12 protein-coding genes are annotated in these 14,078 nt (G+C 73.8%); 4 read left to right on the forward strand and 8 right to left on the reverse strand.

All coding sequences use genetic code 11. The features are described 5' to 3' along the window. The 3 genes from VG276_12450 to VG276_12460 form a co-directional block, all read right to left on the reverse strand. A partial coding sequence (locus tag VG276_12450; GenBank protein HEV8650188.1) for an aminotransferase class I/II-fold pyridoxal phosphate-dependent enzyme occupies positions 1-654 on the reverse strand: 654 nt, incomplete at its 3' end. A gap of 233 nt (positions 655-887) precedes the next feature. Continuing rightward, entirely contained in the window at positions 888-2,474 is a 1,587-nt protein-coding gene (locus VG276_12455; GenBank protein HEV8650189.1) for a hypothetical protein, read from the reverse strand. Positions 2,475-2,506: 32 nt separating this feature from the next. Then, positions 2,507-3,427 carry a hypothetical protein gene (locus tag VG276_12460; protein HEV8650190.1) on the reverse strand — a complete coding sequence of 307 codons (921 nt, stop codon included), beginning with the start codon at positions 3,425-3,427 and terminating at the stop codon, positions 2,507-2,509. 194 nt (positions 3,428-3,621) lie between these two features. Between VG276_12460 and VG276_12465 the strand changes: the two genes are divergently transcribed. Together VG276_12465 and VG276_12470 are read left to right on the forward strand one after the other, a co-directional pair. Continuing rightward, entirely contained in the window at positions 3,622-4,467 is an 846-nt protein-coding gene (locus VG276_12465) for a class I SAM-dependent methyltransferase (protein ID HEV8650191.1), read from the forward strand. 46 nt (positions 4,468-4,513) lie between these two features. Beyond that, complete coding sequence (locus tag VG276_12470) at positions 4,514-6,055, forward strand: glycosyltransferase family 4 protein (protein HEV8650192.1); 1,542 nt, start codon at positions 4,514-4,516, stop codon at positions 6,053-6,055. On the opposite strand, the gene VG276_12475 is transcribed toward VG276_12470, so the two are convergent. Together VG276_12475 and VG276_12480 are read right to left on the reverse strand one after the other, a co-directional pair. Beyond that, the gene (locus VG276_12475; protein ID HEV8650193.1) at positions 6,009-6,650 is read right to left on the reverse strand and encodes a hypothetical protein; all 642 of its coding nucleotides are present in this window, start codon (positions 6,648-6,650) and stop codon (positions 6,009-6,011) included. The genes VG276_12470 and VG276_12475 overlap by 47 nt on opposite strands. A gap of 38 nt (positions 6,651-6,688) precedes the next feature. Next, positions 6,689-7,642, reverse strand: a complete 954-nt coding sequence (locus VG276_12480) for a glycosyltransferase family 2 protein (GenBank protein HEV8650194.1) — start codon at positions 7,640-7,642, stop codon at positions 6,689-6,691. Between the two features lie 111 nt (positions 7,643-7,753). Between VG276_12480 and VG276_12485 the strand changes: the two genes are divergently transcribed. Beyond that, positions 7,754-8,665 carry a glycosyltransferase family 2 protein gene (locus tag VG276_12485; GenBank protein HEV8650195.1) on the forward strand — a complete coding sequence of 304 codons (912 nt, stop codon included), beginning with the start codon at positions 7,754-7,756 and terminating at the stop codon, positions 8,663-8,665. A gap of 54 nt (positions 8,666-8,719) precedes the next feature. On the opposite strand, the gene VG276_12490 is transcribed toward VG276_12485, so the two are convergent. Together VG276_12490 and VG276_12495 are read right to left on the reverse strand one after the other, a co-directional pair. After that, positions 8,720-9,454 carry a class I SAM-dependent methyltransferase gene (locus VG276_12490; GenBank protein HEV8650196.1) on the reverse strand — a complete coding sequence of 245 codons (735 nt, stop codon included), beginning with the start codon at positions 9,452-9,454 and terminating at the stop codon, positions 8,720-8,722. Positions 9,455-9,560: 106 nt separating this feature from the next. Continuing rightward, positions 9,561-10,853 carry a glycosyltransferase gene (locus VG276_12495; protein ID HEV8650197.1) on the reverse strand — a complete coding sequence of 431 codons (1,293 nt, stop codon included), beginning with the start codon at positions 10,851-10,853 and terminating at the stop codon, positions 9,561-9,563. A gap of 9 nt (positions 10,854-10,862) precedes the next feature. Here VG276_12495 and VG276_12500 point away from each other — a divergent pair, with 9 nt between their 5' ends. Further along, entirely contained in the window at positions 10,863-11,774 is a 912-nt protein-coding gene (locus VG276_12500) for an NAD-dependent epimerase/dehydratase family protein (protein HEV8650198.1), read from the forward strand. Between the two features lie 131 nt (positions 11,775-11,905). Here the strand turns inward: VG276_12500 and VG276_12505 are convergent. Continuing rightward, a partial coding sequence (locus VG276_12505; protein ID HEV8650199.1) for a hypothetical protein occupies positions 11,906-14,078 on the reverse strand: 2,173 nt, incomplete at its 5' end.

The following is a 14,078-nucleotide window of genomic DNA, read 5'->3' on the forward strand; positions in this document are numbered from 1 at the left end:
CGACGGGGGCCGGAACCCGTCGAAGCCGAGCTCGGCGTAGGCGTTGTCGTGGACCAGCAGCACCTCGTTCTCACGGGCGAAGTCGACCATGCGCTGCATGAAGGCCAGGTCGACGCAGGCGGTGGTGGGGTTGTGGGGGAACGAGAGCACGATCACCCGGGGACGGGGCCAGGACCAGCGGTAGGCCTGCTGCACGTTGGCGAAGAAGTCCTCGTCGGTGCCGATGGGGATCTCGCGGACCTCCGCCCCGGTGAACAGCGGCCCCCAGATGTGGATCGGGTACGACGGGGACGGCACCAGCGCTGCGTCGCCCGGCTGCAGCAGCACCCACATCAAGTGGGAGAACCCCTCCTTGGCCCCGATGGTGCTGATCACCTCGGTGTCGGGGTCGAGCGCCACGCCGAAGCGCCGCTGGTACAGCGCTGCCGCCGCCTGCCGCAGCTTCGGGATGCCCCGGCTCGCCGAGTAGCGGTGGTTCCTTGGGTTGCGGGCCGCCTCGCACAGCTTGGCCACCGCCGTCTCCGGGGAGGGCAGGTCGGGGTTGCCGAAGCCGAGGTCGATGACGTCCTCGCCGGCCCGGCGGGCCGCCACCTTCAGCCCGTCGATGACGGTGAAGACGTACGGCGGCAGGTTCGTGATACGACGGAACTCCACGCGCGGACCCCCGGTGCTCGACAGCTCGTACCCCCCGCGGCCCGCCGTCGTCGGCGCCCGCCAGGATGCTGCCGGGATCGTACTCGAACCGGACAGCCAGCCCTCGGTCGGGCGGCGCGGGCGGTGAGGCCACAGCCTCAAGGGAGCGGGAGCCCGCGGCGCTCAGGCCGCGGCCGCGGGCAGGAGCAGCCCGTGGCGCTCAGGCCTGGCCGGGGAGCGGGAGCCCGCGGTGCTCAGGCCCCGGCCGCGGGCAGGAGCAGGAGCGGCAGCCGGTTGCCGTTGGCCCGGCGGGCGGTGGGGGCGGCGTCGCGCCAGATCGGGCCGCCATCGCCGGCCTCGGCGAGCACCAGCCACACCCGGCCCGACCGTGTCCGGGCGGCGGCCTCGCGGATGGCCGCGTCGGCGTCGGGCAGGCTGCGCCGGTGGTTGATCACCAGCTCGGGCCGGTCGGGGTACTCGACCTGGAACAGCACGGCCGACCCGGTCCTGGTGGGCACGAAGGTGGGCCGGTCCGGCCAGTAGTAGGCGAACGCGAAGGAGGCACTCCGGCCGACGACCACCACGTCCCCCGGCTGGCGGTTGGCGAGCACGAACGCGACCTGCTCACGCAGGCTGCTGCCGGGCATGGGCGTGCGGACCGCCTCGTTGGCGGCCGACACGAGCAGCACGCCGGCCAGGACGGCGGCGGCGAGCCCGAGCGGCACCGTGGCCCGCCGCCGGCACGACCAGGCCACCAGCGCGCCGACCCCGAGCCCGGCGCAGACGGTGAGCAGCACGGTGAAGAACAGGCTGGTCCGCTCGTCCAGGAACGGGTAGCGCCGGGCCGCGCCGGCCACCACCAGCTCGGCGAGCAGCAGCGGCACGGCCAGCGCGGTCGCCGGCAGGCGGGCGCGCCACAGGGCGGCCAGTCCGGCGAGGGCGAGCGCGGCGGCCAGCGCCCAGGGTCCGAACCCGGCCCGGCCGAGAGCGTCGGCCAGGCGCGAGGCGACGTAGGCGGCGGCCTCGCCTGGCCCCGAGGACATCGGGATGAACCCGGCCACGGCGGTCGCCCACCACCGCCGCATCGCCGCGTTGTCGCCCACCGACAGGAACGCGAGGTAGATGGCGCCCTCGACGGCGGCAAGGGCGAGCCCGAGCGGAGCCAGGCAGCGCAGCCGGTCCCAGCGGCGCTCGGCCAGGCAGCGCAGCCCGAGCGCGCCGAGCACGGCCGCCGAGGCGAACACGGTCGCGTGGCTGACCAGCGCCGCGGGCACGCAGACGGCGCACAGCAGCGCGACCCGGCGTGGGATCCAGTCCGCCTCGACCCGGGCGGCGAGCCAGAGCAGCAGCAGGGTCACGAACACGTCGGCGGTGTACTGCTTGAGGTCGTCGTTGGCGAGCGCGCTCGGGGCGATGGCGGCGGCCAGACCGGCGGCGACCGCCTGGACCCACCCGAGCCGCCGGCCGAGCAGGTAGGCGGGCACGACCGCGGCCACCGCGAACGCGATCGGCAGCACCCGCAGGCGCTCCGGGGGACCGATCGGCGGGACCAGGCGGAGCAGCAGCGTCCAGCCGATCGGCGTGGACGAGGTGAGCAGCCGGAGCTGGTGGAGCGGGGCGCGGACCGAGTCGGCGACCCAGCCCTCGTCGAGCCAGAACGAGTGCGAGAACAGGTAGCCGAGCCGCCGGCTCAGCGTGGCGAGGACGAGCAGCGCGAGGACCACGGCGAGGTCGAGCACCCGGCCGGGCGCCACCCGTGGGGCCCGGATCCTGGCATGGGCGGGCGGGTCGGGCCGGTCCCGCGGCGGCGCCTCCCCGGCTCGGCTGTTCGCCTGGCTCACGCCAGCCCCCGACCGCGGGTGCTGGCCGGCGGTCAACGGCGCAGCCAGGCCCGCAGCCGCCGCCTGGCACCGCCGCCGGCCCGAGCACCGTACCCGGCCGCCGGCCCCGACCCGGGGCCGGCGGCCGGGTTGGACGCCGGGGCCAGGTCGGACGCCCGGGCCGGGTCGGATGCCGGAGCCAGATCGGACGCCCGGGCCGGGTCGGACCCCGAGGCCAGATCGGACGCCCGGGCCGGGCGGGGGCGGGGGTCGCCGGTGAGCCGGATCCGGTCGACCGCCTCGGCCAGCCAGCCGGGCAGCTCGTCGTGGTTCCAGCTGTTGACCTCGGGGCGGGCGTGCGCCCGGTACCAGCGCTCCTCCTCGGGGGGGTCGTCGCTGTCGACGTACCAGGCGGTGTGGCGCGCCACGTACGGCTCCCCGGTGCGGATCGCGATGTCGATCTGGAAGCCGACGTCCGGCCGGTAGAGGGCGAAGGTGGTGTCGATCGGGGCCGCGTACAGGCCGGGCTCGAGGACGTCGTCCCAGAACCGCCGCTCCCAGTCGCGCACCTCGGCCGCGAACCGGTAGCGGTCGGGCAGGTCGTCGAGCTTCAGCCCGAACCCGGCCTTCGGGAAGGCCGGGTAGCGCTGCAGCACGTCGTGGAAGAATGTCAGCGCGTCGAGCGGGCATCCCTCGCCGGGCACGATGTCGGGGTCGGTCGACGCGTACCACTGGCCGGCGAACCGCTCGGCGACCACGCCAGAGGTCCAGGGCGCGTACGGGCCGGCGTTCTGGCCGAGGCGGACGACCTCGTGCGGGGTCTGCTCGTAGTAGTCGAGCAGCGGCGGGTAGGTCGAGTCGTTGTCGACCAGCAGGATCGGACCCTGGCCGGCACGCTCGAGCCACGCGACCAGCTCGGCGAGGGACTCGAGACGGTCCCGGCAGTTGATCACGACGGGGAATCGTTCTTGCATCTGGCTCCTTGGCGCTCCGGGGCGGCGCCGGGGCGCGGCGCGGGCGACGGCGCGACCGCCGGATTGTGGCACAGACGGGCGGGCCCCCGCCCAGGTAGCATGCGCGGCCAAGTACCCCCGGTCCGGTGCTGTCGGTACAGGGGGGAATGGGTGGCATCTGGCCAGCGGCCCGCTGCCAGGGGAGGTGGACGGTCGTGAGCCGGCTTGAGAGCGACTACTACGCCTATATGGACTTCGACCCGCACGGCGAGCACGCCCGGAAGGTCCAGTGGTTCTACGTCGAGATGTTCACCGACCTGGCCCCAGTGCTCGACCTGGGCTGCGGCCGGGGCGAGTTCCTCTCCCTGCTCGACGACGCCGGCATCAAGGGCCAGGGCGTCGACTCCGACGAGGGCATGGTCGAGAAGGCCCGGGCCCGTGGCTTCGAAGTGGCCTGCGAGGACGCCATCGAGTACCTGCACGGCGACCCGGCCCCAGGGCCCTTCAACGGCGTGTTCTGCGCCCACTTCGTGGAGCACCTGACCCCGGACCAGCTCGCCCGCCTGCTCGCGGGCGTGCGCCGCGTGCTCGCCCCTGGAGGGAAGTTCATCGCGGCGACCCCGAACCCGGCCTGCTACGCGGTGCTCACCCACGACTTCTGGCGCGACCCCACCCACGTCCGCTTCTACGACGGCCCCCTGCTGGAGTTCTTCTGCCGCCAGGCTGGGTTCGAGGTCGAGGAGGTCGGGCCGAACCCGCACAACCATCCCGGGCCGCCGCCGCCGTTCCTGGCCCCCCAGCCGGCCGTCCACCCCGGCCTCGACGAGGCACTCGACGACGCCGCCAGGAAGGTGGCCATGGCAATGCAGCACCAGGGCCGCGGGCGCTGGACCGAGGCGCACGACGCGACCTGGGTCCACCAGCTCGTGCACGTGACCAAGGTGCTGTCGGACCGGTTGCAGGAGACCCAGGAGGCGCTGCGCGCCCTGCACCGGGCCCACGAGAACCTAGTATGGGGCATGTACGAGGCCAACGAGATCTTCGTGAGAGCTCGGGCCTGACGTTCCGACCTGTACGAACGCTTCACGGGGGGAGTTGTCGCACGCCTTGAAGGCAGCGGTCTACAACCGGTTCCTGCACTCCATGGGTGGCGGGGAGCGCCACTCCAGCATGCTCGCCCAGGTCCTCGCCCAGGAGGGGCACGACGTCGACCTCATCGGACACGAGGACGTCGGCAAGGAGATCCTCGCCGACCACCTGGGGCTCGACCTGGCCAAGGTGTCGCTGCGCATCGTGCCCGACCGGGGCGAGCTCGACATGGCGCGCGTGTCCTCCGAGTACCACCTGTTCGTCAACGCCTCCTACATGAGCCGCGTCAAGGCGCGGGCGGTCCGCAGCCTCTACCTGTGCTACTTCCCCACCCCGTTCGACCACGACATGGCGCCGTGGCGGCGCCGGGTGGTCCGCGCGGTCGCGCCGCACGTGCGCCAGGCGCGCCCGGACATCGGCTACGGCCTGGGCTGGTTCCCGCCCGAGGGCGGCCGGCGCCGGGTTTGGACCTGGACCAGCGGCCGGGCCATGCTCCAGGTCCCGGCCGGGGACGACCGGCGCCTCGGCTTCGACCTCGGCCGCCCGGGCGCGCCCGGCCCGACCGAGCTGGTCTTCCGGGACGAGGAGGGCCGCGAGCTGGCCCGCCTGGAGGCAGTGGAGCGGTTCCAGCACCACGAGGTGACGCTGCCCGCTTCCAGGCAGGACGGCGAGCTGGTGCTCGACAGCGGCACGTTCGTGCCCGGCAACGGCGACGACCGCACCCTCGGCGTCGCCCTCAGCCGCCTGCGCCTGGCCGGCACCCACACCGACCTCCGCCAGCGGGTGGCCGAGCGCTTCCCGTGGCTCCAGCGCGACCCGGCCGACCTGTCGTTCCTCCACCACTACGACCGGGTGATGGCCAACTCCGAGTACACCCGGGGCTGGATCCGGCGCCTGTGGGGGGTGGACGCCGAGGTCCTGTTCCCCCCCATCCGGGTCCACGAGCTGCACCCCGCCATCAAGGAGGCGAAGATCATCACGGTCGGCCGCTTCTTCGCCCCCGGGCTGGGCCACTCCAAGAAGCAGCTCGAGCAGGTGCGCGCCTTCGGGCACATGGTCCGCAAGGGGGGCCTGGACGGCTGGGAGCTGCACGTGGTCGGCGGCTGCGAGCCCTCCCAGCTCCCCTACCTGGCCCAGCTGCGCGAGGCCGCGACCGGCCTGCCCGTGCACATCCACCCCAACGCGCCCCGCGCCCTGGTCGACGAGCTGCTCGGGGCCAGCTCGGTCTTCTGGGCGGCCACCGGCTACGGCGAGGACGAGCAGCGGGCGCCCTGGGTGTTCGAGCACTTCGGCATGACCACGGTCGAGGCGATGGCGGCCGGCTGCGTGCCGGTGGTGATCGACAAGGCCGGCCAGCGTGAGATCGTCCGCGAGGGCGTGGACGGCTACCGCTGGACCACCCTCGAGGAGCTCGAGGCGCGCACGCGCGAGCTGGCTGCCGACCCCGACCGCTGCCGCCGCCTGGGCGCCGCCGCCACCGAGCGGGCCCAGGCGTTCTCCGAGGACGCCTTCGTCAGGCGCTGGGAGGAGATCGCCGGCCGCGCGGGGCTGCCCGCCTGAGCCAGGCCAGCACGACCGCGGCGACGAGCAGGACCAGGGTGAGCCGGGTCGCGTACAGCTCGACGAAGCGGACGGCCTGGGCGAGCTGGGCCGGGGCCCGGGCCGCGGCCACGCGCCAGGCCAGCACGGTCGCGACCACGCCGGTCGTGCGGAGCAGGAGGTAGCGGCGCGGTCGCATCCCGGTCGCCCCGGCCACGACGCCGACCGCCGGGTTCATGAACAAGAGCACCAGCGGGTCCCGCAGCCGGGTGAGCATCCCGGCCAGGGTGTCGACCACGGTCCGCGCGCCAGGGCCCCGCGCCCGCGTCCAGTCGACCGCCCGGTCGCCGTACCAGCGGCCGAAGAAGAACCAGCCGACGTTCGCGGCGAGCAGGCGCGCGACCGCGACCAGCAGCAGGGGAGCCGCGCCGACCTTGCCGCTGACCAGCAGCACGTACGGCAGGTTGGTCTGCAGGACCAGCAGCAGCAGCGGGTGGTCGCGCACCAGGACGGGGGCCAGGGGCGCGGCCAGCCCCGCCATGGCCAGCGTGACCACGGGCACCGCGAGGATCCAGGCCCGCCTCCCGCCATCCCCGTCCCGCTCGCCAGCGTCCATGCCCGCTCGGCCCGCCGCCCGCCAGCCGGGGCGCGCCGTCAGGCCGGGCGCGCCCTGGCCGCGGCCCTGGTCGTCTGCGCGGTGCGGGCCAGCGAGGCGGCGGCGCGCAGCAGCAGGAATGCGGCGACCAGGGGCGCGAGCAGGATGCGGGGGTCGCGGGCGTAGCGGCGGCAGTAGAAGCGCATGGTGCTGCGGTGGTGGCTGACGACCTTGCGGTAGGGGGCCCTGCGGGTGGAGTTCCCGCCGACGTGCACGACCTCGGCCTGGGGGTCGAACACCACCTCCCAGCCGGCCCGGGCCAGCCGCAGGCACAGGTCCATGTCCTCGAAGTACATGAAGTAGCCGCCGTCGAAGCCGCCGACCGCCTCGAACGCGTCGCGGCGGAGCAGCATGCAGGCACCAGACACCCAGTCCACCCGCAGCGGCACGCTCCGGTCAGCCTCGGCCATGTGGTAGTGCCTGGTGGCCGGGTTGCCCGGCCAGACCGGGCCGAGGAGCGCATGGAGCCCGCCGACCAGCAGGGACGGGAAGCGGCGGCCGGTCGGGTACTCGGTCCCGTCCGGGTTGTGCAGGTCCGGCCCCAGGCAGCCGATCCGCGGGTCGGTCGCGGCGGTGGCGAGCAGGCGCGACAACGACCCGGCCGCGAGGCGGGTGTCCGGGTTGAGCACCAGCAGCCACTGGCCGGCGGTCGCGGCCGCGCCCGCGTTGACGGCCCGCGCGTAGCCCTCGTTGGCCGGGTTCTCGATCACCTTGACCCCGCGGGCGCGGGCGACCTCGGCCGAGTCGTCCCGGGAGGCGTTGTCGACCACGACGACCTCGACCCCGGGAGGCGGGACCTCGCGCGCCGCGGGCGTTGCGGCCTCGCGCGCCGCGGGCGTTGCGGCCGCCTTGGCCAGCGACTCGAGGCAGCCGGGCAGGTCGGCGGCGCTCTCGTAGGTGACGAGGACCGCCGAGACCGTCGGCGGTGGGGGTTCGGCGGCTGCGGACGTCATGGCTCCTTACCAGGCTGGTCGAGGGGTGCGGTAGCATCCTAGACCGATTCGGCCGTCGGCTCCTGGCTGCTGGCCGGCTCGCCAGGTCCCCGTCGCTCCAGGAGGAGCACCGTGCCCACCGCTTCGGCTCCCGTCCCGCTCCCCGTCGAGGCCCCACCGCAGGTCACGGTCGTGCTCCCCTGCTTCAACGAGCGCGACCACGTCGAGCAGGAGGTCAAGCGCATCCGGGCCGCCCTCGAGGCGGCCGGCATGACCTACGAGCTGCTCTGCATCGACGACGGCTCGACCGACGGGACCCGTGAGGTGCTGCAGTCGATCCCTGGGATCCGCACGATCCTGTTCCCCCGCAACCAGGGCTCTGGCACGGCCCGCCGGATCGGCACCCAGGAGGCCAAGGGCGACGTCGTGGTCTGGACCGACGCCGACATGACCTACCCCAACGAGCTCATCCCCGACCTGGTGCGGGAGCTGGACGACGACTACGACCAGGTCGTGGGCGCGCGCCGCACCGAGGCGGGCACCTACAAGTTCTTCCGGGTGCCGGCCAAGTGGGCGATCCGCCGGCTCGCCTCCTACCTGACCAACACCCCGATCCCCGACCTGAACTCGGGCCTGCGCGCGTTCAAGCGGCAGGTGGCTCTCCCCTACCTGCGCCTGCTCCCCCCCGGGTTCTCGTGCGTGACAACGATCACCCTCGCGTTCCTGTCCAACGGGCACCCGGTCAAGTACGTGCCCATCGACTACTTCAAGCGGGCCGGCCGGTCGAAGTTCCACCCGTTCAAGGACGCCTACAACTACATCATCCAGGTCCTGCGGATGGTGATGTACTTCAACCCGATCCGGGTGCTCATGCCGGTCGCCCTCTTCCTGATGGGCAGCACGTTCGTCAAGCTGATCTTCGACCTGATCATCCACCACTGGCGGGTGGCCGGCTCCACCCTCCTGATCGGCCTGGCCGGCTTCAACATCGCCGCCATCGCCCTGCTCGGCGACCTGGTGGTCAAGCGCACCGGTGCCGACTGACGCATGCCGGGCCGGTCGTCCCAAGCGCGGGGAGCGCGAGCAGCGTACGGAGGTTCAGGGAGCGACGACCGGCCGGGGCCGTCGGGCGACCACCATGTAGCCGAGGCTGACCAGCTCGGCGGTGCCCCTGACGGGTCGACGCGCGTCCCTTCGGCGCAGGAACGCCTCCTGCGGACCCCACAAGCAGGCGCGCAGGTACCGGTTGGTGGCGAGGGCGTCGGGCCGACCCAGCCTGGCCGTCAGCCGCTCGGTGGCCCGGATCGCGGCGAGCACCGCGAAGTGCGCCAGGAGCAGGCCAGCGCCACCCTTGGCCTCGAGCGACAGAACCTCGAAGCCGTGGCGAACCATCAGGTCATGCAGGCCGTAGTGGGTGAAGCGGTGGAAGTCGTACGGCGCCTCGTGGGTCGGGTAGAGGTACGGTACCGTGGCCAGGACGTGGCCGCCCGGTCGGCACACGCGCAGCAGCTCACCGGCGGCCCGCTCGGCGTCCCCCACGTGCTCGAGCACCTCGGTGCACAGGACGGTGTCGAAGGTCTGGTCCGCGAACGGCAAGCGGTCGGCGAACCCGAGCACCGCCGCACCGTGCCCGGCGGTGGCGTCCACGCCCACCGCCTCCTTGACCAGCGGCTCGTAGAACGAGGCGTAGGGCCGGTTGCCGCAGCCCACGTCGAGCAGGTGGCCAGCGAACCTGTCGCGATGCTCGTGCAGCCACTGGCCGATCGCCGCGTTGGGGAGCAGCGACAGGGTGGTCGTCGGGTCCGGGCAGGGCACCCCGCCGACGAGACGCACCGCTCCCTGACGTTGACGCCGGCGACCGTCGGATCTCATGCGCTCGAGTCCCCTGTCAGCGGGCGTCCCGGCGCACTCCCGGATACGGTGCTCGTGTGCGGACCGGTCAACGCGGACGGATCGTGTCGGAGGCGTGAGGCGTGCCACCCGCTGCACGACCGGACGGCTCGGTGGCCGCGCCGGCCACATGCGCCAGCAGCTCGGCGTACCGCTCCCCGACCGCCTGCACCGAGTACGCCTGGACGGCCGCGGCTGCGGCCGCCCCGAGCCTGACCCGCAGCGGGGGATCGTCGAGGAGCCGCACCAGCGCCGCCCGCAGTGCGCCGGGGTCTCTCGGCGGCACGAGGAGGCCCGTCTGCCCGTCGGTGAGCACCTCATCGATGCCGGGCAGCCGCGACGCGACGATCGCGCAGCCGGCGGCCATCGCCTCGAGCAGCACGACCGGCAGGCCGTCCTGGTCTCCTGAGGCGGCCGGGGTCGACGGGAGCACGAAGATCTCGCACTCGCCCATGGCGCGGGCCAGCGCGGTGCGATCGAGGACGCCACGGAAGCGTGTCGGGCCCGCCAGGCCGGCGGCCGCCGTCTGGAGCCGGCCCCGCAGCGGCCCGTCGCCGACCAGGTCGAGCGACCAGCCCAGCTCTGGCCCGACGTCACGCAGCGCCTCGATGAGTACGATCGCGCCTTTTTTCTCGACCATGCGGCCGGCGAACAGCATGCGGCCGGGCTGCCGGACCGCGCCGGCGACCGCCGCACCGACCGCGGCGACGTCCGCACCCATGGGGACAACCAGGGTGGTGGTAGGATCACCGCCCAAGTTGACGAGGCGGCCACGCATGTCCTCGTTCATCACGGTGACCGCGGCGGCCCGCCGCAGCACGAAGCGCTTGAGGGCGGCTGCCAGCCGGCCCTGCAGCGCGTACACGTCTCCCCCCAGCGTGGTGAGGACCTGCGGGGTCCGGGGCGCGGCCAGGCTGGCGACGATCCCCTGCGGGACGATCCAGTGCACGTGCAGCACGTCGGGATGGAACCGGCGGACCAGGCGCCGCAGTTCCACCCACTCCGCGAGGAGGAATGGCAGCACCTGCAGCCAAGCGCCACGTCGCGCACGGAGGTTTTCGAGGATGGCCCCGTCAGCGAGGTCCTCCCAGCGCCCCGGGAAGTACCGGAAGCGCCGGATCTCGAGCTGTCCCACCCGCTCCCGCAGCGGCGCTCCGCGGATGCGGGGCACCAGCACGACGGTCTGGAAGTGGCGGGCCTCCTGCTCGGCGAGGTCCCAGACGAACCCGGGCGTCCCGTCGCCCCGGCGGAGCGGGAACGTCGAAGCGACGACGATCAGTCGGAGCGAGGCTGCACTCAGGGGAGGCTCCTGGGTTAAGGTCCCCCGGTGATGGAAGACCAAGAAGCAAGCATGAGCGTGAATTCGGCGAGGGGAACTGTAGCAGTCATCGGCGGCCGAGGGTTCATCGGACGGGGCCTGGTCCCGGCCCTGGAGGCAGCCGGCTGGACGGTGACCGTGCTCGGTCGCAAGGATCGCCTGGTCGACTGGGACGGCCGCCTCGCGCCGGCCCTCGCGGCGGCCGGCACCATCGTGTACCTGGCGAACTCGATCAATCCGGCGATCGCCGAGGCCGAGCCCGCGAGGGTGGCTGCCGACATGGCCGCCTTCCGGCAGTTCGTCGAGGGCCTGCGCCGCTCGGCAGGGTCATGGCGGGTGGTGCTGCCCAGCTCCGGCGGGACCGTCTACGACACCCGCGACCCGCCCCCCTACCGGGAGGACTCCCGGGTCGGCGCCAAGTCCACCTACGGGCAAGCCAAGCTCGCAATGGAGGAGCTGCTGCGCGACGTCGCCTCACCCCGCTGCCGCCCGGTAGTCCTCCGCATCGCCAACGTGTACGGCCCCGGCCAGCGCGCAAGCACCGGGCAGGGCGTGGTCGCCAACTGGCTCCACGCCGTCAGCCACGGCACCGAGGTCGTCCTGTACGGCGCGGGCGCCTCGATCACGCGGGACTTCGTCTACATCGACGACGCGCTGCAGGCGTTCCTGCATGCGATCGAGGCGCCCGCGCCGCCCGGCCTGGTCAACATCGGCTCGGGCACGCCAACCTCGCTCGCGACGCTGGCGGCCGTGGTGGCCCGCGTGGTCGACCCGCTGCCGTTCCGTGTGCGACACGAACCCGCACGGAGCTTCGACGCCCCCCACAACTACCTGTCGATTGACCGGGCCGCTGTCACGCTGGGCTGGAAGCCGGAGGTGCCGCTGCTCGAGGGCGTCGCCCGGACCTGGCGCGCCGTCAAGGGGACGGGGAGCGGTGGTAGCTGAGCCGCCCGCTTCTCACCGTCGGCGGCCTCGGCCGGGGTTTCGCCGCCCTCGTGCCGCCGCCGAGGGGTCGAGCACGAGCTCGTGCCCGCGGGGCGGTGAGGGACCGCTGGAGCCCTCAACGCCGAGCGCCCTCAACGCCGAGCGCCTGCGCCGCCGAGCGCCTGCGCCCGGTCAGCCGGAGGCACCGCCCACACCTCCACGAGCGCCTGCATGCCGACGTTGTGGGACGGCCGGGTGACGTTGGACTCCTGCCAGAACGGCATGGTGAGGCGGAACCCGTCGACCTTGCGGAGCCCGGCGCCGCGCAGCGAGGGCGGTACGCCCAGCGCGCCGGTGACCAGGAAGACGGGCTGGTGCGGGAACGCCCGCTGGATCCTTGCGAGGTCGGCCATGGTCCCGTCGGGGCGGAGGATCACCGACAACTGCCCCCGTTGCAGCCAGACCGGGGCGGCGAACAGCGGCATGCTGTCGTAGTAGTTGCGCCGAGGACCCCAGACGAACACGCCCTGGCGGCCGCCGGCGGCACTGGCGATCCGCGCCGAGGCGGCGAACGACCCGTCGAACTCCCGATGGCGGGCGAGCGGCAGGTCCTGAACCAGGCCCGTGACGGTGACGACGCCGGCTACCGCGACCGCGGCGAGCTTGGCAAGGGCCTGCCCCCGTCCGCGCCAGGCGAAGGCGGCCGCGCAGGCGATCCCGATCAGCAGCGCGAACGCCAGCAGGCCGACCGGGACATAGCGGCGGGTCCACCACATCAGCCGGGTCGAGACGCGCGCCTCCTCCACGAACAGCGCGAGCAGCAGGACCGACGGGCCGACGGCGATCCAGACCGCCGCCCGCCAGCGGCGGAGCGCCACCACGGCGAAGCCGGCCAGGCAGGCGACGATCCCGGGGATCGTCACGAACCAGCCGAGCCGGCGCAGGTTCTCGTCGTCGAAGCTGCGGACTGCCCGGCCGTCGATGTGCAGGTAGGCGTAGCCGAACAGCCCCGTCCGGAACCAGGCGAGGAGCGCGAGGAGCGCGAGCGCGAGCGGCAGCAGCGCCTTCAGCGCCACCAGGCGTCGGCCGGTGACCAGGCCGAGAGCCCGCTCGACCCGCCGGCCGAGCGGGCCGCGCCACAGGACCCGTCCCACGGCAGCGCCTGCCACCAGCACCACCGCCAGCAGGCAGAGCCTGGCCGGGGTGGCGCCTGTGGTGACCCGGGTGTACCGGTCGGCCGGTCCGAACGCCTGGTAGAGGGCATGTGGCGTCACCACGGCGAGCCCAGCGGCGAAGGCCGTGTGCAGCCGCCCCCAGCGGCCGAGCACGGCCGCGGCGGCCAGCACGCCGAGGGCGAGCAGCACCGGGACCAGCGTGTCGGGCCTGTCGAGCCAGGCCACTCCCAGCGCGGCGCCGGCCAGCGTGGCAGCGGCCCACCAGCGGGTGTCGACGGCGACCGCGAGGCCGAGGAGCACCGCGACGAACCACAGCTGGGCGGAGATCTCGGTCGTCGGATACTTGGCCTGCCAGACCTGGATCATGTTGAGGCTGAGCACGGCCGCCGCCACCGTCCCGCCCACCGTCCCGGCCACCGTCCCGGCCAGACGCCGGCCGAGCAGGTAGACGCCCAGGGCCGAGACGATCGCGAGCAGGGCGTTCAGATCGACCATCGCGGTCTGACCCGACAGGCGTCCAAGGAAGCCCAGGGTCGCAGGGTACAGGTGATAGAACTGCGGGATCACCTCGGCCTTGGCCGGGTCGTGGACCCAGAGACCGGGAAAGCGCGCCCCCACCCCGTACAGGGGCGTGTCCGGCAGCCTGGCCAGCACCTCGTCGTGGACGCGGACGTCGCCGCTGCGGGCGATCCAGAAGCCGTGCTGCACGTAGCCGCCGGGATCTTTGTCGGCGACGCCGTAGGGAAAGCCGGGCAGGTAGAGGAGGGCGAGCAGTCCGGCGGCGGCCGCGAGGGCGCCGACCTCGACCCAGGGCCCGGCGAGCCGCAGCGGCCGACGCGTCCGCCGGGCGGCGAACCAGGCCGCCACGGCGAGGAGAGCGACCATGCCGGTGGCCACGCCCAGCACGGAGCCGACCGAGAGCACGCCCAGGTGCGCGGTGAGGAGCGACGCCCAGCAGACGGCCATGATCGCGGCGGTCCCGGCGAGCCAGAGGGCCTCGGCCGGGCGCAGCTCGACCGCGGCTCGGCGCGCATCCGGGCGCGCCGCGACCGGCTCTGCGGCGGGGGGGATGATCGGGGTGGTCCGCATGGACCCGGAGTCTACAGGGCCAGCGCGAAGCCCTCGGTAGCGGGGACACGGCCCCGCCACC

The sequence above is a fragment of the Actinomycetes bacterium genome, from assembly GCA_036000965.1.
Lineage (GTDB): Bacteria > Actinomycetota > CALGFH01 > CALGFH01 > CALGFH01 > DASYUT01.

Bases quoted from the DNA above. Each gene is read 5' to 3' on its own strand.
- VG276_12475 (HEV8650193.1), bottom strand. From the start codon at position 6,650: ATGGACGCTGGCGAGCGGGACGGGGATGGCGGGAGGCGGGCCTGGATC.
- VG276_12460 (HEV8650190.1), bottom strand. From the start codon at position 3,427: ATGCAAGAACGATTCCCCGTCGTGATCAACTGCCGGGACCGTCTCGAG.
- VG276_12500 (HEV8650198.1), top strand. From the start codon at position 10,863: ATGAGCGTGAATTCGGCGAGGGGAACTGTAGCAGTCATCGGCGGCCGA.
- VG276_12480 (HEV8650194.1), bottom strand. From the start codon at position 7,642: ATGACGTCCGCAGCCGCCGAACCCCCACCGCCGACGGTCTCGGCGGTC.